This is a genomic window from Actinomadura scrupuli (genome assembly GCF_050971785.1).
Lineage (GTDB): Bacteria > Actinomycetota > Actinomycetes > Streptosporangiales > Streptosporangiaceae > Actinomadura_E > Actinomadura_E scrupuli.
Window position 1 is genome coordinate 557,605 of sequence record NZ_JBPCCU010000001.1, and the last position, 22,730, is coordinate 580,334.

The following is a 22,730-nucleotide window of genomic DNA, read 5'->3' on the forward strand; positions in this document are numbered from 1 at the left end:
AACCTTTCGCCGGGTGGCCCGCTCCGGCAGGGTCGGGGCCATGGGGCCACTGGGGGACCTGCTCGATCTGGTGCTGCCACAGGTGTGCGCCGGGTGCGGCATGGCGGCCGGGCTGCTGTGCGCGGGGTGCCAGGAGCGGCTGAGCGGCCCCGTGCGGCTCGCGTGGCCCGTGCCCGCCCCTGCGGGGCTCCCGGCGCCGTACGCGGCCGCTCCGTACGACGGGGCGGTGCGCAGCATGATCGTGGCGCACAAGGAGTCGGGCCGGATGGGCCTCGCCCGCCATCTCGGCGCGGCGCTGGCCCTCGGCGTGCTGGCCGCGGCGCCGGCCGGCCCGCCGCCGCGGTGCGGAGCCGGGGGAGCCCCGGCGGGCCCGGGCCCCGCCTGGCCCGCCGCCGGGGTGGTGCTGGTCCCGGTGCCCTCCGCGCGCACCGCCGTGCGCGCTCGCGGACACGATCCGGCGCTGCGCATCACCCTCGCGGCGGTGCGGTCGCTGCGGGCCCGCCGGCTGCCCGCCCGCTGCCTGGACGTGCTCGCGCAGACGCGCGTGGTGGCCGACCAGACGGGCCTGACCGCGGCGGGACGGCTGGCCAACCTGGCCGGTGCGCTCTCGGTGCGGCGCCCGGCGGCCGTCCGGGGCCGGCGCCTGATCGTCGTCGACGACGTGATCACCACTGGTGCGACGCTCGCCGAGGCGGCCCGGGCGCTGCGGGCGGCCGGGGCGGAGGTGCCCGCGGTCGCGGTGGTCGCCGCCACCCGGCGGCGACGTTCCTGATACCCGGTCACGTACCGTAAGAGATTTCTTGACCAGACTTATCCATATATGTCGGGCAGGACACGCCCGCGAAGTCACGGCCGGTCATAGTTTTCGTGCGGTTTCGAAAGCCCGCCCGGCGGCCCCCTCGCCGCGACCTGGGTCGGCCCCCGGGCCGGGAACGCCCCGCTGGCGGGGCTTCTCACCGTTCGTGACGCGCGGGCCCTCGCGGAAGGTGGAGGGCCCGATGACCGTCCGTGAGTTTTTCTGGCGTTCACCCCCCTGACATTCGCCGCCGGAGGGGTTAGCGTTCAGGACATGGCACCCGCCCGGGTCCGTGGTTGCGTCGGAGCACGGTGCTCATCGAGAGCACCGATGGTCCGGCAAGCCGATGCCAGCCGCAGGCGAAGCGGTCCACGTAAGGCGACTTCTCGTCGACCGATCACGGTGTGGCTTAGAAGTAAGTCCTGCCTCGCCGGAGGATCAGATATCCCCCGTACCGAGAGAAGAGCAGTAGCGGCGAAGCGCCGCGAGACTTTCAGCAGGCGGATGTGGGGACGAAGACCAGGTCGGCCGGGCGGGTGCCTCCCCGTAGATCGGGGAGCCCAGTTTTGAGGGGCTTCCAGGTGGACATTCAGTTCCCAAGAGAAGGGGGGTCCCAGGGTGGACATCATCGTTAAGGGCCGCCGCACGGACGTGAACGACAGGTTCCGTCGGCATGTCGACACCAAGCTGGCCAAGATCGAAAAACTGGACCAGAAGGTCATCCGGGTGGATGTGGAGGTGTCCCAGGAGCGCAATCCCAGGCAGGCCGACCGGCGAGAGCGGGTGGAGCTGACCATCCTCTCGCGTGGCCCGGTGATCCGGGCGGAGGCCGCCGCCGACGATCGTTACGCCGCGCTCGACCTGGCACTCGACAAGCTCGACTCCCGTCTGCGGCGGATGGCGGATCGACGCAAGGTGCACCACGGCAACCACACCCCGCCCAAGCTCGCCACGATGGAGCCGCCGCGCGAGGCCGTCCCCGAGATGGCGACCACCGCCGCGGCCAGGAAGGCGGCCGTCGCGGAGCGGGAACCAGACCTGTACGCACCGGTGCCCGAGATGGATGACCACATACTTCCGATCGCCATGGAGGGCGACGGTCCCGTCGTGCTCCGTGAAAAGTTCCACAAGGCCGAACCGATGAACATCGAGCAGGCTCTGTTCGAGATGGAGCTTGTCGGCCACGACTTCTTCCTGTTCCGTGATACCGACAACGGCCAACCGAGTGTCGTCTACCGGCGGGTCGGATGGGACTACGGCGTCATCCGTCTCGTCGAAGAGTGATGTGCCGCTTGCGTCACGTCACCGCCCCGACCGTGCCATGATCTAGAAAGCCGTGAGCGGAGAGTCCGGGCGCGCGGCCGCGGTTGCTCCCAGGTCGCCCTCGGGCGGACGCGAAGGCGTCGCCGAGGCCGGGCCTGCGGGCCCGCGGCCGGCGCCCGGACCGAAGCCATCAAGGCAACCCCCCGCATGGGCGCCTCGGTGAGGAGGAGCAGGTGAGCGTGAACCCCGAGTCTCGCGGCGCGACCCCAGGTGGCGGACCCCGGTCGCCGGTCGTCCCCCGGCAGGTCTCCGGCCATGACCCCGGGGCGTCCCCCGAGGGCTCCGGTGGCGGCGCCGGGGAGCCCATCCGCGTGCTGATCGTCGACGACCACGCCCTCTTCCGCCGCGGGCTGGAGATGGTGCTCGCCGGGGAGGACGGCATCGAGGTGGTCGGCGAGGGCAGCGACGGTCACGAGGCGGTCCAGAAGGCCGGCGACCTGCTGCCCGACATCGTGCTCATGGACATCCGGATGCCGCGGCGCAGCGGCATCGAGGCCTGCGCGGCGATCAAGGAGGCGGTGCCCAGCGCCAAGATCGTCATGCTGACCATCAGCGACGAGGAGGAGGACCTCTTCGAGGCGATCAAGGCCGGTGCCACCGGTTACCTGCTGAAGGAGATCGCCATCGACGAGGTCCCGCAGGCGGTGCACGCCGTGCACGGCGGGCAGTCGCTCATCAGCCCGTCCATGGCCTCCAAGCTGATCACCGAGTTCGCCTCGCTGGCCAAGCGGAGCGAGGAGCGCCGCCAGCAGGTGCCGGCGCCCAAGCTGACCGACCGCGAGATGGAGGTGCTCCGCCTCGTCGCCAGGGGGCTGGGCAACCGCGAGATCGCCAAGGAGCTGTTCATCTCCGAGAACACGGTGAAGAACCACGTCCGCAACATCCTGGAGAAGCTGCAGCTGCACTCCCGCATGGAGGCCGTGGTCTACGCCGTCAGGGAGAAGCTCCTCGAGATCACTTAGCCGTCGGCCCCCGCTCCGCTCCGGTGGTGCGAGCGCGGCGTGTCCGCTCCGGTCAGTCGAGGTCGGCCTGGGCGACGAGGGGCAGTGCCCGGCGGATGGGCGAGCTGAGAGTCTGCGGGCGCACCGTCTCCACCCGTACGTCGTGGCAGCCCACCCAGGCTGCCGCCTGCCACAGCGCGGTGCGCAGGGCCGTCACGGCGGCCTCGGCCCTGGGCCGGGTGCTCACCGCCCGTGGCTCGAAGGACACCTGCCGGGCGACGAGCGTCCCGCCCTCCCGGGCCGGGTCCACCCGCCCGATCAGCCTGCCGCCGGCCAGCAGCGGCATCGTGAAGTAGCCGTGCACGCGCTTGTCCTTGGGGACGTACGCCTCCAGCCGGTGGTCGAAGCCGAACATCCGGGAGGTTCTCCGGCGATCCCATACGAGTGAGTCGAACGGTGACAGCAGGGTGGTCCGGTGCCGGCCGCGTACCGGACCGGCGAGCGCGGCGGGGTCCGCCCACGTGCCGCCCCGCCAGCCGGGAACCGTCACCGCGACCAGCCCGGTGGCCTCCACCACCGCGTCGACCTGCTCGCCCTTGATCCGGTAGTAGTCGGCCAGGTCCGCCCGGGTCGCCACGCCGAGCGCGGTGCCGGCCCGGCCGACCAGCCGGGTCAGGCACTCCTCGTCGCTCACGTCGCGCCCCAGCAGCTCCGCGGGCACCACCCGCTCCGGCAGGTCGTAGACCCGCCGCCAGCCGACCCGGCGGACGCAGACGACCTCGCCGATGTCGAGCAGCCACTCCACCGCGACCTTCACCTCGGACCAGTCCCACCACTCGCCGCCGCCCGGCCCCGACCGGGCGCGGGCGCCGCCCAGGTCCCCGGTGGTCAGCGGGCCGTCCGCGCGCAGCCGCTCCAGCACCTGGTCGCAGACCTTCTCGGGGACCTCGTGCCACCGCTGCCCGCGGGCACGGAAGGCGCGCCGGCGGAACTCGAAGTGCGGCCACTCGTCGATCGGGAGCACGCAGGCGGCGTGCGCCCAGTACTCGAAACTGGCCTCCGCCCCCCAGTAGGCGTCCTCGATGGCGTCCCGTCCGACGGGCCCCAGCCGGGCGTACGGCACCAGCTCGTGCGAGCGGGCCAGCACCGAGATGGTGTCGAGCTGGACGGCGCCGAGCCGCTCCAGCATTCCCGGGACGCCGCCCCGGCGTCCGTCCGTGCCGAGCAGTCCCTGGGCGCGGAGCTGGATGCGCCGGGCCTCGTCGGCGGTGATCTCAATGGGCGCCATGGAAGCGAGGGGGGAAATAGGTGTCACGCCGCCGATCGTACGTCCCGACACCGACAAAGCAACAAAGCCGGTGTCAGGCCGTGCTCATCCGTGCGGGGCCTCCTGGGGGTCGGTGCGGACCGGCTTGTCGATGGTCTCCCCGTGCGAGCCGCCGCGGCGGCCCGATCCCTCCGTCCCGAAGGCGGACTTGTCGGTGAGCTCCGGGATGACCCGCGGCGCGTCCACCACGACATCGCCCAGGATGCCGACGGCCAGCCCGAACACCCCGCCCGCCGCGACGACCGCGAGGCCGATCCAGAAAAGCGGCCAGGAAGGGCCGGTCGTCAGCGCGGCCCCGCCGATCGCGAAACCCGTGATCATCACGGCCACCGCGATCCATGACGTCGGCCTGCCACCGTGAGAACCTTGGTCGTGGTCTTGCGCCATCGTCCCTCTCTCCGTCGTCGACTGGTCCCGGACTGCTCCGAACACTCCCCAAACCTTCCGCTAAAGACCGAGCTGAAACGGTCCGGTTCAAAGAGCGGCGCAGATTGCGTCACGGGCTGGCCTCTACCATCCTTGGACTCGCCTACGATGGCAGCGTACGCGTGGTGTGTCACCGTTGATCGCCGGAACCGTTGCCACACACCGGGCCACCTGAATCTGCAAGGAGCTTCCGAGAGTGCCAGCAGTCATCGACAAGATCCTTCGGGCAGGCGAGGGCAAGCTCCTGCGCAAGCTCAAGCGGATCGCGGACCAGGTCAACTCGATCGAGGAAGACTTCGTCGAGATGAGCGACGCGGAGTTGCGCGAGCTCACCGACAAGTACCGGGAACGGCTTGCCGACGGCGAGACCCTCGACGACCTGCTGCCCGAGGCGTTCGCGACCGCCCGTGAGGCGTCCAAGCGCACCCTGGGCCAGCGTCACTTCGACGTGCAGATCATGGGCGGGGCGGCCCTGCACCTGGGCAACATCGCCGAGATGCGCACCGGTGAGGGCAAGACGCTGACCTGTGTGCTGCCCGCCTACCTCAACGCGCTGGGCGGCGACGGCGTCCACGTCGTCACCGTCAACGACTACCTCGCCAAGCGGGACGCCGAGTGGATGGGCCGCATCCACCAGTTCCTCGGGCTCGAGGTGGGCGTGATCCTGGGCGACATGACGCCGGAGGAGCGCCGCAAGGCCTACAACGCCGACATCACCTACGGCACCAACAACGAGTTCGGCTTCGACTACCTGCGCGACAACATGGCCTGGAGCCTGGAAGAGTGCGTGCAGCGCGGCCACAACTTCGCGATCGTGGACGAGGTCGACTCGATCCTCATCGACGAGGCCCGGACACCGTTGATCATCTCGGGCCCGGCGGAGCAGAACTCCCGGTGGTACAGCGAGTTCGCCAAGATCGTGCCCCGGCTGCGCAAGTCCAGCGGTGGTCCCGAGGGCGACGACGGCGACTACCAGGTCGACGAGAAGAAGCGCACCGTCGGCATTCTCGAGTCCGGTGTCGAGAAGGTCGAGGACTGGCTGGGCATCGACAACCTGTACGACTCGGTCAACACGCCGCTGGTGAGCTTCCTCAACAACGCGCTGAAGGCCAAGGAGCTCTACAAGAAGGACAAGGACTACGTCGTCATGAACGGCGAAGTCCTCATCGTGGACGAGTTCACCGGCCGCATGCTGCACGGCCGGCGCTACAACGAGGGCATGCACCAGGCCATCGAGGCCAAGGAGAACGTGCAGATCAAGGACGAGAACCAGACGCTCGCCACGATCACCCTGCAGAACTACTTCCGGATGTACGGCAAGCTCGGCGGCATGACGGGCACCGCCCAGACCGAGGCGGCCGAGTTCAACAAGATCTACAAGCTCGGCGTCATCCCGATCCCGACCAACCGGCCGATGATCCGCAAGGACGTCGCCGACGTGGTCTACAAGACCGAGCAGGCCAAGTTCGAGGCCGTCGTCGACGACATCGCCGAGCGCCACGAGAACGGCCAGCCGGTCCTGGTCGGCACGACCTCCGTCGACAAGTCCGAGCGGCTGTCGAAGCTGCTCAAGCGGCGCGGCATCCCGCACGAGGTGCTCAACGCGAAGTACCACGAGAAGGAAGGCGCCATCGTCGCGGAGGCGGGCCGCAAGGGCGGCGTCACCGTGGCGACCAACATGGCCGGCCGTGGCACCGACATCATGCTCGGCGGCAACCCCGAGTTCCGCGCCGACCTGGAGCTGCACCAGCGCGGGCTGTCCCCGCTGGAGACGCCCGAGGAGTACGAGGCCGCGTGGCCCGAGGCGCTGGAGAAGGCCCAGCAGGCCGTCAAGGGCGAGCACGAGGACGTCGCCGAGGCGGGCGGTCTCTACGTGCTGGCGACCGAGCGGCACGAGTCGCGGCGCATCGACAACCAGCTCCGTGGCCGGTCCGGACGGCAGGGCGACCCGGGTGAGTCCCGGTTCTACCTCTCGCTCGAGGACGACCTGATGCGGCTGTTCAACTCCGCCAGGGTCGAGGCGATCATGACCCGCCTCAACATCCCCGACGACGTGCCGATCGAGTCGAAGATCGTCTCCAACGCGATCCGCTCGGCCCAGCACCAGGTGGAGCAGCAGAACTTCGAGATCCGCAAGAACGTCCTGAAGTACGACGAGGTCCTCAACCGGCAGCGTCAGGTCATCTACGCCGAGCGCCGCAAGGTGCTCGAGGGCGCCGACCTGCACGACCAGATCCGGCGCATGATCGACGAGGTGGTCAGCGGCTACGTCGCCGGCGCCACCAGCGAGGGCTTCGCCGAGGAGTGGGACCTCGACAAGCTGTGGAAGGCCTTCAAGCAGCTCTACCCGATCTCCCTCACGGCCGACGACATCATCGAGGAGGCCGGCGGCGAGATCGCGAACGTCGACGCCAAGCTCCTCACCGACAAGCTCCGCGAGGACGCGCTGGCGGCCTACGACAAGCGTGAGGAAGAGCTCGGCGACGAGGTCATGCGGGAGCTGGAGCGCCGGGTCGTGCTGTCCGTGCTGGACAAGAAGTGGCGCGAGCACCTCTACGAGATGGACTACCTCCAGGAGGGCATCGGGCTGCGCGCGATGGCGCAGCGCGACCCCCTGGTGGAATACCAGCGTGAGGGCTTCGACATGTTCAACACCATGCTGGAGGCCATCAAGGAGGAGTCGGTCGGCTACCTCTACCACCTCGAGGTCGAGGTCGAGGAGCAGCCGGAGACGCCCACGGTGGGTGCCAAGCCGGTCTCGGTCGCCGCTTCCGCCTCCGGCACGGCCGTGGCCGACGAGGTCGAGACCACCGAGACCACCGAGCCCCCCGCCATCCACGCCAAGGGGCTGGAGAAGCCGAAGCGGCCCGGCAAGCTCGACTACTCCGGGCCCAGCGAGGACGGCGGCGTCGAGCACACCGAGGCGGTCGCCGACGACGAGTACGCGGGCGTGAACCGCAACGACCCCTGCCCCTGCGGCTCGGGCAAGAAGTTCAAGCGCTGCCACGGCGACCCGCGGCACGCGTAGCCAGCAGCATCGAGAACGGCCTCCCCGGAATCCCCGGGGAGGCCGTTCCCGTACCGGCGGCCATGTGCCGCCTGCTGTTCGGGGCGCCGCGCCTGCCGGCTCCGGCTCCGGGCCGTACGGCTCGGTCAGGCCGGGCGGAGCGTGGTCTCGATCGCGGCGCAGAGCCACCGGCCCCGGAAGAGCTCCAGCCGCAGCGCGACGGCGTGGCAGCGACCGGCCAGCAGCACCACCGCCGACACCTCGGCCGCTCCGGAGACGGGTTCCTGGACCCGCCAGGACACCACTCGCGGCCGGGTGGCCGGCCATCGGCCGGTACGGCCCGCACCGGTGCCGGTGCCGGTGCCCGGGCGGGCGGGCGGCCGCGCCGCGGACGGCGCGAGCTCCGCGCAGACCGAGGGGGTGGCCCGCCGGCTCAGCTGATGGGCGGGCCGGACCCCCACCAGCACCTCCACCACCAGCTGCGTGATCGCCTCCGCCACGGCGGGCGGGCCTGGCTCTTCCCGCGCACCGCCCGCCGGTACGGCCCGCAGCCGCGCCTGCGGGCCCGCTCCGGCCGTTCGTGCCGCCCGATCCGCTCCGGGCACTGCCGGGCGCGGGCCTTCGAGGGCCGGCGGGCGGCTGACCGAACGCAGCGCCCGCGGCGGTCCTGGCGGGCCGGTCGGCGGCGAGTGGCCGGGATCCAGGGCGAGCGACCCCTCGGCCCGGATCTCGGCACGCCGGGCGCCCGGCCCCGCGGGATAGGGGATCAGCCGTACGGGAGCGGGGGGACGGCGGGGAACACGCCTGCGCATGGAGGCCTCCACGTGAATGACCTGGGAGCGACGGCCCCTTCGAGCGGTCGCCCGGCGCCGTGGAATGACGGCGGCCACTCACCAGAGGCGCGAAGGCGCCGGACGATACGTTCTGGCCGGATGCGGCCGTTTCCAGGGCGCAGCACCCAGGGCGCGCCACACAGGGCGCGTATCAAGCAGGGCGCGTAGCAGACAGAAGCGGGGCGCGCCGGAGCAGCGGCCCATGCGGCGGGGCTCAGCGAGACGGTCAACGGGAGACCGAGCGCCCCCGGCGTGGAATCTCCAGGGCGGTGTGCAGCCGGTAGCGGTCGGCGCGGTAGGTGGACTCGACGAGTTCGGCGCAGACGCCGCCCGCGTACGAGCGCTGCTCCATCCGCAGCACGGCGCTGCCCCGCGGGATGTCGAGCAGCTTGGCGTCGGAGGGCTCCGCGACGGCCGCCTCGATGGTCTGCTCGCCCGCGTCGAAGACGATGCCGTAGACGTTCTCCAGCACCTCGTACAGGGACCGGTCGGCGAGCCGGCGCCCGAGCAGCCCCGGGGCGAGGGCCGCCGGGATGTGCGAGCGCTCGATCGCCATGGGCCGGGCGTCGGCGGTGCGCAGCCGCTCCACGACGTGGATCTCGGCCCCGGCGCCGAGCCCGAAGGCGCCGGCCAGGTGCGCCCCCGCCGGGATGGTCCGGCGGTCCAGCTCGCGCGCGCCCGGCACCATGCCGCGGGCCAGCATGTCCTCGGTGAAGGAGACCAGCCGCAGCGGCATATCGATCTTCGGCCGGGCGACGAAGGTGCCCTTGCCCGGAACCCGGTAGAGCCGCCCCTCCGCGACCAGGTGGTCCACGGCCTGCCGGACCGTCATCCGGGACAGGCCGTACCGCTGGCACAGCTCGCGCTCGGAGGGGATCGGGGCGTCCACGGGCAGCCGGGCCTGCTCCATGAGGCCGACCAGCAGCTCACGGAGCTGGGTGTACTTGGGCACGGGGCTGGCCGGGTCGATGGCGCCCTGGTCGATGGGCACGGAACCGCCTCTGGTGGCTCGGAAGATCGGGAGGTATGGTTCGTACTGGTCTAGTCCGGACTAGACCACAGACGGCGACGGGATGTCAATGAGCGGAAGTGACACGTGAGCACCCTTATCGCGGCGGATCGGCTCATCAGCGGGGGCGGGGTCCTCGGGCCCGGCTACGCGCGAGTCGAGAACGGCGTCATCGCCGAGGTGGGGGAGGGCCCGCCCCCGGGCGTCCCGGACGTGACCCTGTCCGGCGGCACCCTCGTCCCCGGCCTGGTCGACCTTCAGGTCAACGGCTACTACGGCCACGACCTGGTGGACGCGGACGAGGCCGGCTGGCACACCGTGGTCAGCCGCCTGCCCGAGACCGGTGTCACGGCGTTCATGCCCACCTTCATCACCGCTCCGGTGAAGCTGCTGGCCGACGCGCTGCGCCGCACGGTGACGCTGCTGCCCGGACTGCCCACGGGCAGCCGGGTGCTGGGCGTTCATCTGGAGGGGCCGTTCCTGTCGGAGAAACGGCGTGGCGCGCACAACCCCGCCCACCTGGCCGACCCCACGCCGGAGGCGCTCGCGGCGCTGCTGGAGACCGGCCTGGTGCAGATGGTGACGCTGGCCCCGGAACGCACCGGCGGGCTGGCGGCCGTACGCGTCCTGACCGGCGCCGGCGTGCTGGTCAGCATCGGGCACAGCGACGCCACCGCCGAGCAGGTGTCGCAGGCCGCCGACGCCGGCGCCCGGAAGGTCACCCATCTGTTCAACGCGCAGTCCGGCGTTCACCACCGCGATCCCGGGGTGGCGGCGCAGGCGCTCACCGACGAGCGGCTGAGCTCCGGCCTGGTCGTCGACCTGCACCATGTGGCGCCGGTGGTCTGCCGGCTGGCCTTCCAGGCCGCGGCCGGCCGGATCGTGCTGGTCACCGACGCCGCCTCCGCGGCCGGGATGCCCCCCGGGCGGTACGACCTCGGTGGCCTGCCCATCGACCTGCCGGCGCAGGGCCCGCCCGTACGGGTGGGCGGGGACACCATCGCCGGATCCGCGCTGCGGCTGGACGCCGCGATCGGCAACGCCGTCCTGATCGGCATAGACCTGGTCACCGCGGTGGACGCCGCCACCCGGGTGCCGGCGGATCTGATCGGCCGGCCCGACCTCGGCCGTCTCGAACCCGGTGCCACCGCCGACCTGGTGTGGCTCGGCGAGGACCTGCGCGCCCGCCGGACCTGGATCGCGGGCGAGACCGTCTTCCAGGCCCCGTGAACACCCCCGGCGACCACCCTGCGGCGGGCCCGCTCCCGGCCGAGACGAACCTTCGCACGACCGATGTCGTACCGCGCACCACCACCAGAACCACCACCAGAACCACCACGAGAGGAAGACCATGAGCTCCCGCATGCGGGCCGAGATCGGCGAACAGCCCGAGGCGCTGCGCCGCACGCTCGACTCCCTGGTGCCGAGGGTGCCGGAGATCCGGGCACTGGCCGAGGGCACCCGTCAGGTGCTGTTCATCGCCCGCGGTTCGTCCGACAACGCCGCCGTCTACGGCCGGTACCTGGCCGAGACCCACACCGGCAGGCTCTCCACGCTGGCGGCGCCGTCCGTCGCCACGGAGTACAGGCGCAGACTCGACCTGACCGGCGTTCTCGCAGTGGCGATCAGCCAGTCCGGCAAGACCGAGGAGATCGTCGAGACGCTGCGCTGGGCGGCGGACTGCGGTGCCCGCACGATCGCGATAACCAACGGCGCCGGGTCGCCGCTGGCCGAGGCCGCCGAGGTGGCGTTGATCACCGAGGCGGGCGACGAGCTCGCCGTCCCCGCCACCAAGACCTACACCACCCAGCTCGCCGCGGTCGCCCTGGTCGGGCTGGGCCTGGGCGCCGACGTGGACCCGTCCGACCTGCGGCGGGTGCCCGACGAGGTGGAGCGGCTGATCGAGGCCGCCGAGGCGTCGGAGGCGTTGCCGGCCATCGTGGCGGAGCTGGCGCACGTGCCCGGCGCGGTGGTCTCCGGCCGCGGGATCGCGTTCGGCACCGCCCTGGAGCTGGCGCTCAAGCTCAAGGAGGCGTGCTACCTGCATGCCATGGGACTGTCGTACGCGGACCTGCTGCACGGCCCGATCGCGGTCGTGGACGCGAAGACCCCGGCGATCCTGGTCGCCGCGGACTCCGGCCCGACACTGCCCGGCACGATCGCCCTGGCCCGGCGGGTGACCGGTGAGGGCGCCCGGGTCTACACCGTCGGCGGTGGCTCGGGGCTGGCCGGGGCCGGTTCGCTGGCCCTGCCCGGCCCGGCGCTGCCCGAGTGGGTCGCCCCGCTGGGCCTGATCGTCCCAGGACAGCTGCTCACCGAGGCCCTGGCCCGCCGGATCGGGATCGACCCCGACGTTCCGCGCGGTCTCAACAAGATCACCCAGACCGGCTGAGCCCGGCGAACGGCCGGGCCCTCTCTCCCTCCGTGATCATGCAATCCATCGACGATCGATTGCATGATCACGGAAGGGTTGATGGGGTGGAGGAGGGTGGGTGAGGTCGCCGTCGCCGGGCGACGGGTATGACCTTTACCGGGCGTTGTAGGAGGATGGCCACCGCCCGGCCGCCGGCGCTTCGCTCCGCGGTCGGCCAGGTGGGGGACCATCTGCCGAAAATGAGGCGGCTTCCGACGTTCGGGAGCCGATCCCGCACGCCGGGAGCATACGGAGGTATTCATGGAGAAGCGTCGGGTCATAGTGGAGCCCGAGGTCGGGTTGCATGCCCGGCCGGCGGCGCTGTTCGTGCAGACCGCGATGAAGGCGGACGCCGCCGTCACGGTGGCCAAGTGGAACGGCGCCCCGGTCAATGCCAAGAGCATCCTGTCGGTGCTCGGCCTGGACGCGCGGCACGGTGACCAGATCACCATCGCGGCCGACGGCGAGGGCGCCGACGAGGTGCTCGATCAGCTCGAGGCTCTGGTGACGGCACCGGAGCCGGGTGATGGCTAGCCTGGGTGATCCCCAGGAAGTGATGATCGGATTCGGAGTGAGCCCCGGCGTCGGGGTCGGGCCGGTGCACCGCGTCGTGGAGACGGTCCTGCCCCCGCCTCCCGAGGGCCCGCACACCGGCACCCCCGAGCACGAGCGGACCAGGGCGCGCGCCGCCCTCGAAGCGGTCGCGGCGGACCTGGAGACCCGGGCCCGCAAGGCCGCCGCGGCCGGGCGCGCCGACGCCCGGGACGTGCTCAACGCCCAGGCGCTGATGGCCCGCGATCCCGGGCTCGCGGACAAGATCACGGAAAGGACGCGGGAGGGACTGCCCGCGGCACGGGCGGTCACCGGCGCGTTCCGCCACTATCGGGTGATGCTCGCCGGCGCGGGCGAGTACCTCGCCGCCCGCACCGCCGACCTCGACGACGTACGGGACCGGACCCTCGCCCGGCTGCACGGCGTGCCGATGCCCGCCATGCCCGAGCCGGTGGGACCCGACGGCGAGCCGATCCCCTACGTTCTCGTCGCCCGCAACCTGGCGCCCGCCGACACCGCGCTGCTCGATCCCGCGCTGGTGCTCGCCTTCGTCACCGAGGAGGGCGGCCCCACCAGCCACTCCGCGATCCTGGCCCGCACCCTGGGGGTGCCCGCGGTGGTCGCCTGCCACGGTGCCACCGGGCTGTCCGACGGCACGACCGTGCTGGTCGACGGCGCCTCCGGGAGCGTACGCGTCGAACCGGGCGAGGACGAGGTCAGCCGGGCGCGGGCGGCCGCGCGGGCCCGGGACAGGGCGGCGCGGGCCCTCGCCGGCCCCGGCATGACCAAGGACGGGCACGCCGTCCCGCTGCTGGCCAACATCGGTGCCCCCCGCGACGTCGCGGCGGCGCTGGCGGCCGGCGCGGAGGGGATCGGGCTGTACCGCACCGAGTTCCTCTTCCTGGACCGGTCCGTCCCGCCCACCCGCGAAGAGCAGGAGGCGGCCTACCGGCCCGTGCTGGAGGCCTTCCCGTCCGCTCCGGTCGTCGTACGGGTCCTGGACGCGGGCGCCGACAAGCCGTTGGCCTTCCTGGCACCGGCGGAGACGGAGCCCAACCCGGCGCTCGGCGTGCGGGGCCTGCGGACGCTGAAGCGCCATCCGGACGTCCTGACGGCCCAGCTGGCCGCGCTGGCGGGTGCCGCCGCCGGGCTGACCGCGCGGCTCCAGGTCATGGCGCCGATGGTGACCGACGCCGAGGAGGCCCGGTTCTTCGCCGACGCGTGCGCGGGCGCCGGCATCGAGAACCCCGGCGTCATGATCGAGATACCGGCAGCCGCGCTCCGCGCCCGCGAGCTGATCGGTGCGGTCGGGTTCTTCAGCATCGGGACCAACGACCTGGCCCAGTACGCCTTCGCGGCGGACCGGCAGGTGGGCGAGGTCGCCCGGTGGCAGGATCCCTGGCAGCCGGCGCTGCTGGACCTGATCGCGGTCACCGCCCGTGCGGCCCAGGAGGCGGCCAAGGGCTGCGGGGTATGCGGCGAGGCGGCCGGAGACCCGGCCCTGGCCTGTGTGCTGGCCGGGCTGGGCGTCACCTCGCTGTCGATGAACGCCCCCGCCCTGCCGCTGGTCCGGGCCGCGCTGGCCGCCCACACCCTGACGGAGTGCCGGGACGCCGCCGCGCTGGCCCGGGCCGCCACCTCCGCTGCGGCGGCCCGTGCCGCGGCCGCCACCGCGCTGCCCGCCCTGGCCGGCCTGGGCCTGTGACGGGGAGGCCGCCCGCCCCGCCCGGCCGGGCGGGGGAATCCAGGCGCGAGGCCGGCCGGTGCCCGCAGATCAGGCGGCGAGGACCCAGCGCGTGCCGATCTTGCGCAGTACGTACTCGGTGCGCAGGATCCCGCGGGGCTGCGGAGCCGCGCCGCTCCAGCGCAGATCGGTGAACCGCACGGTGAACTCCGAGTCGTTCGCCCCCTCGGTCGCGGCCGGTACCCGTACGCCGCGCAGGGCGGCGCGCTCCGCCGCCGTGAGGTGGCCGGCGGCCTGGCCCATCCAGGCCCGGCAGCCCGCCGCGCCGAACAGGGTCTTCTGGTAGTCCGGGGCCACGTAGACGCAGGCGCCGGGATTTCCGGCGGCGGCGGCGCGCAGGAGGCGCTGCAGCGCGACCCTGGCCGCGAAGCCGGGGGCCCGCGCCGACCGGGAGGCGGTGCGGTCGTCGCGCGGGGGGCCGTCGGACGGGCCGCCCAGGGACAGGCCCGGCTCGGGGGTCAGCGGCGGGAGGGAGGTGTCCGGCTGGCCGCTCCCGCAGCCGGCCAGCGGCGGCACCAGGGCGAGTGAGAGGCATGCGGTCAGCAGGCGGGGACGTCTGAGCACTCGAGACCTCCTCCGGGCCGAGGCGGCGGCGCGTGGTCACGGTGGGCCGGCGAGCCTGTTGGTGCCCGATCTTCCCAGCCGGGGACCCGTCGCGTCCATCCGCAGCGGAGGAACGAATGGCGGGAACGCCCAAGCCGGACGGCTCCGGGACGGGAAGTCAGTACGTCAAATCAGTACGTCAAGTCAGTACGTCAGGCCGTGGCCGAAGGGGTAGGCGCGGGATACCGCGACCGGCAGCCGGCCCGTGGGCCGTACCTTGCCGGTCAGTACCCGGGCCAGCGCCCCGATCGCCGCGTCCCCGGCGGAGTAGGTGGCCAGCGCGGCCGCGGCGTGCCTCGTGTGGCCGAGGTCGTAGGGACGGCCGAGCGCCACCACGATGACCGGCCGCCCGCGCAGCCCGTGCACCTGGGAGGCCGTCGCGCCGCCCGCGTTGTGGGTGGTCAGCACGGTGACGTCGGCGCCCCGTGCGCCGGGTACGACCCGTACGCCCTGGCGGCGCAGCGCGGCGGCCACCCGGGCGCTCTCCACCCCGGTCACCCGGACGTGCCTGTCACCGCGCAGCGGCAGCACCCCGTCGTTCTTCACCAGGGTGATCGCGCGCTCGGCGGTGCTCGCGGCGACGGCCCGGTGCGCGGCCGAACCGATGATCTCTTCGGCGGCGGCGGGATCGGCGCGGCGGCCGGCGAACAGGCCCCGGATCTCCTTCATCCGCAGGACCCGGCTCACCGCGTCGTTCAGCCGGGTCTGCGAGATGGTGCCCTCGTGCACCGCCCGGAGCACGGCGCGGTAGGCGCGGGGCAGGCTCGGCGGCATCAGCAGCTGGTCGGCGCCCGCCGCGACGGCCCGCACCGGCACCTCGCCGGGGCCGTACCTCACCCGCGCCCCGGCCATCGACAGTGAGTCGGTGATGATGACGCCCTGGAAGCCGAGCCGGCCGCGGAGCAGCCCGGTCAGCACCGCCGGGGACAGGGTGGCCGGATCGCCGGAGCGGTCGAGCCCGGGCACCACGATGTGCGCCGTCATGATCGCGTCCACGTCGTGGGCGATCGCCGCGGTGAACGGAGGCGCGTCCAGCCGGGCCCACCGGCGCCGCGAGTGCTCGATCACCGGCAGCCCGGTGTGGCTGTCGGTGGCCGTGTCGCCGTGGCCCGGGAAGTGCTTGGCGGTCGCGGCCACCCCCGCCGCCTGGTAGCCGTCCACGGCCGCGGCGATCATCCGGGCGGTCAGCGCGGGATCGGAGCCGAAGGAGCGCAGCCCGATGACCGGGTTGGCCGGATCCACGTTGACGTCGGCCACCGGCGCGTAGTTCTGGTTGATGCCGACCGCCCGCAGCTCGGTGCCGGTGACGCGGGCGGCGGCCCGGGCGGTCTCGGGCCGCCGGGAGGCGCCCAGCGCCATGTTGCCGGGGAAGGCCGTGAGGTAGGGCAGCCGGGACACCATGCCCTGCTCCTCGTCGACGCCGAGCAGCAGCGGCACCTTGGCGGCGTCCTGCAGCGCGTTGGACAGCCGCGCCGTCCGCTCCGGGGTACGGGCGTTGCGGGGAAAGTAGATGAACCCGCCGACGTGGAAGCGCCGGAGCATCGACAGCGCCTCGGCGCGGCTGGAGAAGGCCGGGACGAACAGCTGCCCGACCTTCTCCGCCGCGCTCATCTCGGCGACGAACCCCCGGATCCAGGAGCCCCGCGGGATGGCGGGGCCTCCCGGATCCGGTGGCCGCTGTCGTTGTCGCACGGGGTCCTGACTCGTGGTCGTGGCCTGCGGTACGGCCCTGCCGCCACCGCAGCCCGCCAGTGCCGCGACGAGCGCTGGGGCGGCCAGCGAGACGGCGAGCGGAGCGGCCAGGGCTCCGGCCGGCGCGCGGGCCGCTCGAAGGTGACGCACCATGACCAGGCCCCCCGACGTGGTCGTTTCGCGGATCGTGGTGAACCTAACACCGGTGGAGCGCGGGTGGTGGGAGGCCGAGATGGCGCAGCGCCATTCCGGCCGCGCCCGCCGCTCCGTCACCCGCCGGGGTCGGATCGTTGGCGAACCTCTCGCGGAGACCGCTGCGCACCGCGTCGGCGACCGGGCCGTTGCCCAGCACCGACCCGGCCATGACGACCGGGGCGGAGACGTCGGCGGCGGACCGCACCGCGTCCACGTCCAGCAGGAGCCATTCGGCCGCCTCGGCGGCGATGCGCCGGGCCACCGAGTCCCCGGCCATCGCCGCCGCGGAGACCACCGGCCCGAGCTTGCCCAGCGCGGCGGGCGGCGCCCCGTACACCTCCTTGATGATCGCCTGGGCGACGGTGTTCCCGGTCTGGCGGGGCAGCCGGGTCCTGATCTCCGGGGCCGTCGCCGTGGCGGTCGCCGCCCCGCCGCGACCGGGCGGTGGGGGTGCGGGCGGGGGCAGGGGCTCGGGGACGGTGCCCTCGGGAAGGTTCTCCTGCACGAACTGGTGGCCGAGCAGGGCCCGCGGCACCGACTCGGCCAGGATCGTCGGCCTGCCGCGCCCGTCGAAGGCCGCGAGGGCGGCGCGTACCGCCTCCTTCCCGATCCAGACGGCGGAACCTTCGTCGCCGACCAGCCATCCGTAGCCGTCGGCCCGGCGTACGATGGTGCCGTCGTCGATGACGGCGGCGCCCGCCCCGGTGCCGGCGAAGACGACGATGCCGGCCGGGGCGGTGGTGCCCGCGGCGAACGCCACCGCGATATCGGTGACCACGGTGGGCGCTCCGGTCAGCCCGCAGGCCTGCCAGGCGGAGGCCGCCGCGCGCAGGGCCGCGGGTCTGCCCGCCGAGCCGGCCCCGGCGATGCCGAAGACGCCACGGAGGACGAGGTAGGGATCGAGGTCGCCCAGCGCGGCGCGCAGGGCGGTGGTGAGTGAGGTAGCGGTGTCGCCGCCGGAGTTGCGGTTGGCGCCGGGCGCCGTTCCGGTTCCGACGACGGCTCCGCTCAGAGTCATGATTACGCAGCGGGTCTTCGTGCCACCCGCATCCACGCCGACCACGTACGGACCGGCCAAATGGGTCAACACAGCGTGACCGTAGCCCTTTCGGCATTGACGGGATATTCGGCTTGTAAGAAACTTTCTGTCATGAGGAAAACCGCCGGACAGGACCCCATCGGCGCAGCGCCAACGGATACCAAGACCGACATCAGGACTGCGGACATGCAGGGGGGCGCACCACCGCTCAGCACGGTCGTGCGAGTCCGTTCCCTGCTCCCTTCGCTGCCCCCTGCGGAGCGCCGCGTGGCTCAACGGGTCATCGATGACCCTGAAGGCGTAGCAAACTCCACCATCACGGAGCTCGCACAGGCATGTGGCACATCTGAGACCACGGTCATCAGGTTCTGCCGGGCCATCGGCTTCACCGGATATCCCGAGCTGAGGCTCACTCTCGCGACCGAGGCGGGGCGGGCCCAGTCGGCTCTGGGCGGCCGGGTCGTCGGCAGCGACATCGGACCGGAGGACACTCTGCAGTTGGTGGTCGAGAAGGTCACCTACGCCGACGCCCGGGCCGTGGAGGAGACCGCGGCCCAGCTCGACATCGAGGCCCTCGGCCTGGTGGTGGACACGATCGTCGACGCACGCCGCGTCGATGTCTATGGGGTGGGCGCCAGCGCCTTCGTGGCACTGGACTTCCAGCAGAAGCTGCACCGCATCGGCCGCACCTGCTTCGCCTGGTCGGACGCGCACATCATGCTGACCAGCGCGGCGGTCCTGGAGAAGGGCGACGTCGCGGTCGGCATCTCGCACACGGGGGCCACCGCCGACACCATCGACGCGCTGGCGGTGGCGCACAAGCGGGGCGCGACGACGGTCGCGCTGACCAACTTCCCGAGATCGCCGATCGCGGAGGTGGCCGACCATGTGCTGACCACCGCCGCCCGGGAGACCACCTTCCGGTCCGGGGCCACCGCCAGCAGGCTGGCCCAGCTGACCGTCATCGACTGCGTGTTCGTCGGGGTGGCCCAGCAGACCTACAAGCCGACCAGGGAGGCACTGGAGTCCACGTTCGAGGCGGTGCGGGGCCGGCGCGTACGGCAGGAGCGGAAACGGCGATGACGATGCCGTTGAGCGATCTCCCCACGGAGGAGCGAAATCCGCGGACACTCGAGGTGGACACCATGCCGACCCTGGAGGTCCTGCGGCTCATCAACGCCGAGGACGAACTCGTGGCCGCGGCCGTCGCCGAGGTGCTGCCGCAGGTCGCCCAGGTCGTCGACCAGGCGGTGGAGACCCTCCGCCGGGGTGGGCGGGTGCACTACTTCGGGGCCGGCACGTCGGGGCGGCTCGCCGTTCTCGACGCCGCCGAGCTGCCGCCGACGTACGGGATCGACCGCGGTTCCATCGTGGCGCACAACGCGGGCGGCCTGGGCGCGCTCTACCAGTCGATGGAGGACGTCGAGGACGACCCCGACCTGGGTGCCCGCGACGCCGGCTCGGTGCGGGCCGGTGACGTCGCGATCGGCATCGCGGCCAGCGGCCGTACCCCGTACGTGGTGGGAGCGCTGCGGGCGGCGGCCAGGACCGGCGCGTACACCGCGCTGATCAGCGCCAACCCGAGCGCCTCCTTCGGCAACGAGGTGGACGTCCACATCGGCCTGGCCACCGGCCCGGAGGTGATCAGCGGGTCCACGCGGATGAAGGCGGGCACCGCGACCAAGCTGGTGCTCAACGCGTTCTCGACCACGGTCATGGTCCGGATGGGACGTACCTACTCCAACCTGATGGTCAGCGTGAACGCGCTCAACGGCAAGCTGCGGCGGCGCCTGGTCCGGATCCTCAGCGAGGCCACCGACCTCGACACCGCGACCTGCGAGAAGGCGCTGGCCGAGGCCGGGGGCGACACCCGGGTGGCGCTGGTCGCCCTGCTCTGCGAGGTGCCGGCCGCGCACGCCGCCGCGGCCCTGCAGGCCAGCGGCGGCGCGGTGCGTGAGGCGGTGGCCCAGCTCAGGTGAGAGCACGCGGCCGGCGGGGGGTCGCGTCACCGGCCGGGCCGGTGGCCCGACCTCAGCCGCGGGTCCCGTAACGGTGCAGCTCCTGGCGGGCCACGGTGCGGACGTGCACCTCGTCGGGGCCGTCGAAGATGCGCATGGCACGGACCCAGGCGTGCATCGCCGCCAGCGGGGTGTCGTCCGAGACGCCCATCGCGCCGTGCACCTGGATGGCGCGGTCGAGCACCTCGAGCGTCATCCGGGGGACGATCACCTTGATGGCGGCGATCTCCGTGCGCGCCGCGCGGGCGTCGGCCTGGTCGATCAGCCAGGCCGTCTTGAGCACCATGAGGCGGGCCTGCTCGATCGCCATCCGTGACTCGGCGATCTGCTGCTGCACGACGCCCTGCTCGGCGAGCGGCCGGCCGAACGCGACCCGGGACGAGGCGCGCCGGCACATCAGCTCCAGGGCCCGCTCGGCCATGCCGATGGCCCGCATGCAGTGGTGGATCCGGCCGGGGCCGAGCCGGGCCTGGGCGATCCGGAACCCGTCGCCCTCCTCGGCGATGAGGTTCTCGACCGGCACCCGCACGTCGGTGAAGACGATCTCGGAGTGGCCGTGCTGGTCCTGGTAACCGAAGATCGGCAGATGCCGGACGATCCGTACGCCCGGCGTGTCCCTCGGCACGAGGATCTGGGACTGCTGCCGGTGCGCCGGGGCGTCCGGGTCGGTCTTGCCCATCACGATGAAGATCTTGCAGCGCTCGTCGGCGGCGCCGGTGATGAACCACTTGGTGCCGTTGATGACGTAGTGGTCGCCGTCCCGCTCTATCCGGGTGGCGATGTTCGTCGCGTCCGACGAGGCCACCGCGGGCTCGGTCATCGCGAAGCCGGACCGGATCTCACCGTTCAGCAGCGGCTCCAGCCACTGCTTGCGCTGGGCCTCGGTGCCGAACATGTGCAGGACCTCCATGTTCCCGGTGTCCGGGGCGCCGCAGTTCACGGCCTCCGGAGCGATCTCGGGGGAGCGTCCGGTCAGTTCCGCCAGCGGCGCGTACTCCAGGTTCGACAGACCGGAGACGTCCGGGAGGAAGAGGTTCCACAGGCCCCGCTGCCGGGCCTCGGCCTTGAGCTCCTCGACGATCGGGGGCAGCGCGTGGGGGTCGTTGGCCTTCCGCCACGCGGCGTACTCGGCCTCCGCCGGGTAGACCCGCTCGTCCATGAACCGCTGCAGTCTCGCCAGGTGGTCGCGTGCCTTGGCGCTCGATTCGAAGTCCATGGCGCCAGTGTGACAGAACGCCGTTCGGTTCAGTTGCGGGCCCCGGTACGATCCCAGGTGGGGCGCGCCTTGGGGGTCGCCGGGGTGAGGGAGAGAGAGTCGTGCCGATGGTGCGTGGTGTGATCACAGACTGGGGTGGCGTGCTCACCTCGCCGCTCAACGACGCCATCGCCGCGTGGGTCACCGCCGAACGGCTGGACTCCGGTCACTACCGCCAGGTCATGCGCACCTGGGTGACCGAGGCCTACGCCGGCACGGGGACCAACCCCATTCACGGGCTGGAGGACGGCTCGCTGGACCCGGCCGAGTTCGAGCGGCTGCTCGCCGCCCAGTTGCGCACCGTCGACGGCGGCCCGGTGGCCGCCGAGGGACTGCTGAACCGCATGTTCCTGGCGTTCCTGCCGGTCGAGCCGATGTACGACGCGCTGCGCGCGGTGCGGGCCCACGGGGTGCGCACGGCCCTGCTGTCCAACTCCTGGGGCAACACCTACCCGAGGGAGCTGTGGGCGGAGCTGTTCGACGCCGTCGTGATCTCCGCCGAGGTGGGCCTGCGCAAGCCGGACGAGGCGATCTTCCGGCGGGTGCTGGACAGGCTGGGGCTGCGGGCGGCCGAGTGCGTCTTCGTCGACGACATCGAGCACAACGTCCGTGCCGCCGAGGCCCTCGGCATGGTCGGCCTGCACCACACCGACGTCATGGACACCGTGACCCGGCTCGAGGAACTCCTCGGCCTGCCGCTGTCGGGCCCGGCGTCCTGACCCGGGCCGGTCCTGACCCGGGCCGGTCCTGACCCGGGCCGGTCCTGGGCCCTGACCCGGGCCGGCGCGGGCCCGACTCGGCGATACCTGGGACGTAGGTGACGTAGGCCGCCGTACGCTGCCAATGGTGCGACACTGAATGCCGCGACCTGCCACCTTTCACCCTGCTCGAAGATCCAGGACTGACATGCGCGTCTATCTGCCGTCCACGCTCCCCGCACTGGCCGCCGCCCTGGCCGACGGAGAGGTCGGTCCCGAGCCGCTCACCGCGTACGCGGTCACCCCCGCCCTGCGCGAGTGGTACGCCGACGGTGATCTGGAGGAGCTGGAGTACGCCGCCATGACCGCGGCGGCCCGCGCCTCGCTGCGGCTGCTCGCCGGGTCGCCCGACGCCCCGCCGCGCAGGGTCGTGCTCGCCGTCGACCTGCCCGAGGACGCGGTGTCGTACGAGCCCGGTGACGCGGCGATGGCGGCGGAGGGGGAGCGGGCCCTGGTCCGGGTCGGCGCGCCGATCCCGATGCGGAAGGTCGCCTCCGGCCATGTCGACGACGTGGTCGCCGGCCCCGCCGTGCTGGCCGCCGTACAGGCGCTCCCGGCCGCCGACGCCGGGGACGAGGACGCCCGTTTCGCGGTCGACGGCGCCGAGGGCCACGAGCTCATGTGGTACGCCGTGCAGGAACTGCCCTACCTGCTCCCCTAGCCCTGCCCGCTCTCCTGAGCCCCGCCGTGCGGCCGGCCTTCCTCGCCAAAACCCGGGCCTTCCGTAATCGCAGTTCAGGGGCGGTTCGCGGGCGTGGGGGAACCATGCGACGATGCGTGCATATCGACAGAGACGTCG

20 protein-coding genes are annotated in these 22,730 nt (G+C 72.6%); 12 read left to right on the forward strand and 8 right to left on the reverse strand.

Annotation, left to right across the window (positions count from 1 at the left end; genetic code table 11):
• The first annotated feature begins 40 nt into the window (after positions 1 to 40).
• From ACRYCC_RS02595 to ACRYCC_RS02605, 3 genes are all read left to right on the forward strand, one after another.
• Positions 41 to 772, forward strand: coding sequence for a ComF family protein (locus tag ACRYCC_RS02595; RefSeq protein ID WP_433808256.1), 732 nt, complete (start codon positions 41 to 43; stop codon positions 770 to 772).
• Positions 773 to 1,414: 642 nt separating this feature from the next.
• Complete coding sequence (gene hpf, locus ACRYCC_RS02600; RefSeq protein WP_433808258.1) at positions 1,415 to 2,080, forward strand: ribosome hibernation-promoting factor, HPF/YfiA family; 666 nt, start codon at positions 1,415 to 1,417, stop codon at positions 2,078 to 2,080.
• 212 nt (positions 2,081 to 2,292) lie between these two features.
• Entirely contained in the window at positions 2,293 to 3,081 is a 789-nt protein-coding gene (locus ACRYCC_RS02605) for a response regulator (protein WP_433808260.1), read from the forward strand.
• 52 nt (positions 3,082 to 3,133) lie between these two features.
• On the opposite strand, the gene ACRYCC_RS02610 is transcribed toward ACRYCC_RS02605, so the two are convergent.
• Together ACRYCC_RS02610 and ACRYCC_RS02615 are read right to left on the reverse strand one after the other, a co-directional pair.
• Positions 3,134 to 4,348, reverse strand: a complete 1,215-nt coding sequence (locus ACRYCC_RS02610) for a winged helix-turn-helix domain-containing protein (protein ID WP_433808262.1) — start codon at positions 4,346 to 4,348, stop codon at positions 3,134 to 3,136.
• A gap of 84 nt (positions 4,349 to 4,432) precedes the next feature.
• Positions 4,433 to 4,774, reverse strand: coding sequence for an HGxxPAAW family protein (locus ACRYCC_RS02615; protein ID WP_433808264.1), 342 nt, complete (start codon positions 4,772 to 4,774; stop codon positions 4,433 to 4,435).
• A 235-nt stretch (positions 4,775 to 5,009) separates the two neighbouring features.
• On the opposite strand from ACRYCC_RS02615, the gene secA reads away from it, so the two are divergent.
• Positions 5,010 to 7,841: a preprotein translocase subunit SecA gene (gene secA / locus ACRYCC_RS02620; protein ID WP_433808266.1), complete on the forward strand. Its 2,832-nt coding sequence runs from the start codon at positions 5,010 to 5,012 to the stop codon at positions 7,839 to 7,841.
• A 125-nt stretch (positions 7,842 to 7,966) separates the two neighbouring features.
• Here the strand turns inward: secA and ACRYCC_RS02625 are convergent, their stop codons facing one another.
• Positions 7,967 to 8,632 carry an Rv3235 family protein gene (locus tag ACRYCC_RS02625; RefSeq protein ID WP_433808268.1) on the reverse strand — a complete coding sequence of 222 codons (666 nt, stop codon included), beginning with the start codon at positions 8,630 to 8,632 and terminating at the stop codon, positions 7,967 to 7,969.
• Positions 8,633 to 8,879: 247 nt separating this feature from the next.
• The gene (locus ACRYCC_RS02630; protein ID WP_433808270.1) at positions 8,880 to 9,644 is read right to left on the reverse strand and encodes a GntR family transcriptional regulator; all 765 of its coding nucleotides are present in this window, start codon (positions 9,642 to 9,644) and stop codon (positions 8,880 to 8,882) included.
• Between the two features lie 105 nt (positions 9,645 to 9,749).
• Here ACRYCC_RS02630 and nagA point away from each other — a divergent pair, with 105 nt between their 5' ends.
• The 4 genes from nagA to ptsP all read left to right on the forward strand — a co-directional run bounded on the left by nagA (position 9,750) and on the right by ptsP (position 14,332).
• On the forward strand, positions 9,750 to 10,892 hold the full coding sequence (gene nagA, locus ACRYCC_RS02635) for an N-acetylglucosamine-6-phosphate deacetylase (RefSeq protein ID WP_433808272.1): 1,143 nt from the start codon (positions 9,750 to 9,752) through the stop codon (positions 10,890 to 10,892).
• A gap of 121 nt (positions 10,893 to 11,013) precedes the next feature.
• Entirely contained in the window at positions 11,014 to 12,054 is a 1,041-nt protein-coding gene (locus ACRYCC_RS02640) for an SIS domain-containing protein (protein WP_433808274.1), read from the forward strand.
• Positions 12,055 to 12,336: 282 nt separating this feature from the next.
• Entirely contained in the window at positions 12,337 to 12,609 is a 273-nt protein-coding gene (locus tag ACRYCC_RS02645; RefSeq protein WP_433808276.1) for an HPr family phosphocarrier protein, read from the forward strand.
• Positions 12,602 to 14,332: a phosphoenolpyruvate--protein phosphotransferase gene (gene ptsP / locus ACRYCC_RS02650; RefSeq protein WP_433808278.1), complete on the forward strand. Its 1,731-nt coding sequence runs from the start codon at positions 12,602 to 12,604 to the stop codon at positions 14,330 to 14,332. Before ACRYCC_RS02645 ends, ptsP begins: the two co-directional genes overlap by 8 nt.
• Before the next feature lie 69 nt (positions 14,333 to 14,401).
• Here ptsP and ACRYCC_RS02655 read toward each other — a convergent pair whose 3' ends face one another.
• From ACRYCC_RS02655 to ACRYCC_RS02665, 3 genes are all read right to left on the reverse strand, one after another.
• On the reverse strand, positions 14,402 to 14,935 hold the full coding sequence (locus ACRYCC_RS02655) for a hypothetical protein (protein WP_433808280.1): 534 nt from the start codon (positions 14,933 to 14,935) through the stop codon (positions 14,402 to 14,404).
• 183 nt (positions 14,936 to 15,118) lie between these two features.
• Positions 15,119 to 16,819 (reverse strand): glycoside hydrolase family 3 protein, encoded by a 1,701-nt coding sequence (locus ACRYCC_RS02660; protein WP_433808282.1) that lies wholly within the window; start codon positions 16,817 to 16,819, stop codon positions 15,119 to 15,121.
• A gap of 43 nt (positions 16,820 to 16,862) precedes the next feature.
• On the reverse strand, positions 16,863 to 17,924 hold the full coding sequence (locus ACRYCC_RS02665; RefSeq protein ID WP_433809900.1) for an N-acetylglucosamine kinase: 1,062 nt from the start codon (positions 17,922 to 17,924) through the stop codon (positions 16,863 to 16,865).
• Between the two features lie 162 nt (positions 17,925 to 18,086).
• On the opposite strand from ACRYCC_RS02665, the gene ACRYCC_RS02670 reads away from it, so the two are divergent.
• Together ACRYCC_RS02670 and ACRYCC_RS02675 are read left to right on the forward strand one after the other, a co-directional pair.
• Positions 18,087 to 18,983: a MurR/RpiR family transcriptional regulator gene (locus ACRYCC_RS02670; RefSeq protein WP_433808284.1), complete on the forward strand. Its 897-nt coding sequence runs from the start codon at positions 18,087 to 18,089 to the stop codon at positions 18,981 to 18,983.
• A 2-nt stretch (positions 18,984 to 18,985) separates the two neighbouring features.
• Positions 18,986 to 19,879 carry an N-acetylmuramic acid 6-phosphate etherase gene (locus ACRYCC_RS02675; RefSeq protein WP_433809901.1) on the forward strand — a complete coding sequence of 298 codons (894 nt, stop codon included), beginning with the start codon at positions 18,986 to 18,988 and terminating at the stop codon, positions 19,877 to 19,879.
• A gap of 52 nt (positions 19,880 to 19,931) precedes the next feature.
• Here ACRYCC_RS02675 and ACRYCC_RS02680 read toward each other — a convergent pair whose 3' ends face one another.
• Positions 19,932 to 21,134 carry an acyl-CoA dehydrogenase family protein gene (locus tag ACRYCC_RS02680; protein ID WP_433808286.1) on the reverse strand — a complete coding sequence of 401 codons (1,203 nt, stop codon included), beginning with the start codon at positions 21,132 to 21,134 and terminating at the stop codon, positions 19,932 to 19,934.
• A 107-nt stretch (positions 21,135 to 21,241) separates the two neighbouring features.
• On the opposite strand from ACRYCC_RS02680, the gene ACRYCC_RS02685 reads away from it, so the two are divergent.
• On the forward strand, positions 21,242 to 21,892 hold the full coding sequence (locus ACRYCC_RS02685) for an HAD family hydrolase (protein ID WP_433809902.1): 651 nt from the start codon (positions 21,242 to 21,244) through the stop codon (positions 21,890 to 21,892).
• A gap of 187 nt (positions 21,893 to 22,079) precedes the next feature.
• Positions 22,080 to 22,592, forward strand: a complete 513-nt coding sequence (locus ACRYCC_RS02690) for a DUF6912 family protein (RefSeq protein ID WP_433808288.1) — start codon at positions 22,080 to 22,082, stop codon at positions 22,590 to 22,592.
• The last annotated feature ends 138 nt before the right edge of the window (positions 22,593 to 22,730 follow it).

Excerpts from the sequence above, each read along its gene's own strand:
- ACRYCC_RS02680 (WP_433808286.1), bottom strand. The coding sequence starts at position 21,134 with ATGGACTTCGAATCGAGCGCCAAGGCACGCGACCACCTGGCGAGACTG.
- ACRYCC_RS02685 (WP_433809902.1), top strand. The coding sequence starts at position 21,242 with ATGGTGCGTGGTGTGATCACAGACTGGGGTGGCGTGCTCACCTCGCCG.
- ACRYCC_RS02675 (WP_433809901.1), top strand. The coding sequence starts at position 18,986 with ATGCCGTTGAGCGATCTCCCCACGGAGGAGCGAAATCCGCGGACACTC.
- ACRYCC_RS02625 (WP_433808268.1), bottom strand. The coding sequence starts at position 8,632 with ATGCGCAGGCGTGTTCCCCGCCGTCCCCCCGCTCCCGTACGGCTGATC.
- ptsP (WP_433808278.1), top strand. The coding sequence starts at position 12,602 with ATGGCTAGCCTGGGTGATCCCCAGGAAGTGATGATCGGATTCGGAGTG.
- ACRYCC_RS02610 (WP_433808262.1), bottom strand. The coding sequence starts at position 4,348 with ATGGCGCCCATTGAGATCACCGCCGACGAGGCCCGGCGCATCCAGCTC.
- ACRYCC_RS02690 (WP_433808288.1), top strand. The coding sequence starts at position 22,080 with ATGCGCGTCTATCTGCCGTCCACGCTCCCCGCACTGGCCGCCGCCCTG.
- ACRYCC_RS02595 (WP_433808256.1), top strand. The coding sequence starts at position 41 with ATGGGGCCACTGGGGGACCTGCTCGATCTGGTGCTGCCACAGGTGTGC.
- ACRYCC_RS02660 (WP_433808282.1), bottom strand. The coding sequence starts at position 16,819 with ATGGTGCGTCACCTTCGAGCGGCCCGCGCGCCGGCCGGAGCCCTGGCC.
- ACRYCC_RS02645 (WP_433808276.1), top strand. The coding sequence starts at position 12,337 with ATGGAGAAGCGTCGGGTCATAGTGGAGCCCGAGGTCGGGTTGCATGCC.
- ACRYCC_RS02640 (WP_433808274.1), top strand. The coding sequence starts at position 11,014 with ATGAGCTCCCGCATGCGGGCCGAGATCGGCGAACAGCCCGAGGCGCTG.
- ACRYCC_RS02615 (WP_433808264.1), bottom strand. The coding sequence starts at position 4,774 with ATGGCGCAAGACCACGACCAAGGTTCTCACGGTGGCAGGCCGACGTCA.
- ACRYCC_RS02670 (WP_433808284.1), top strand. The coding sequence starts at position 18,087 with ATGCAGGGGGGCGCACCACCGCTCAGCACGGTCGTGCGAGTCCGTTCC.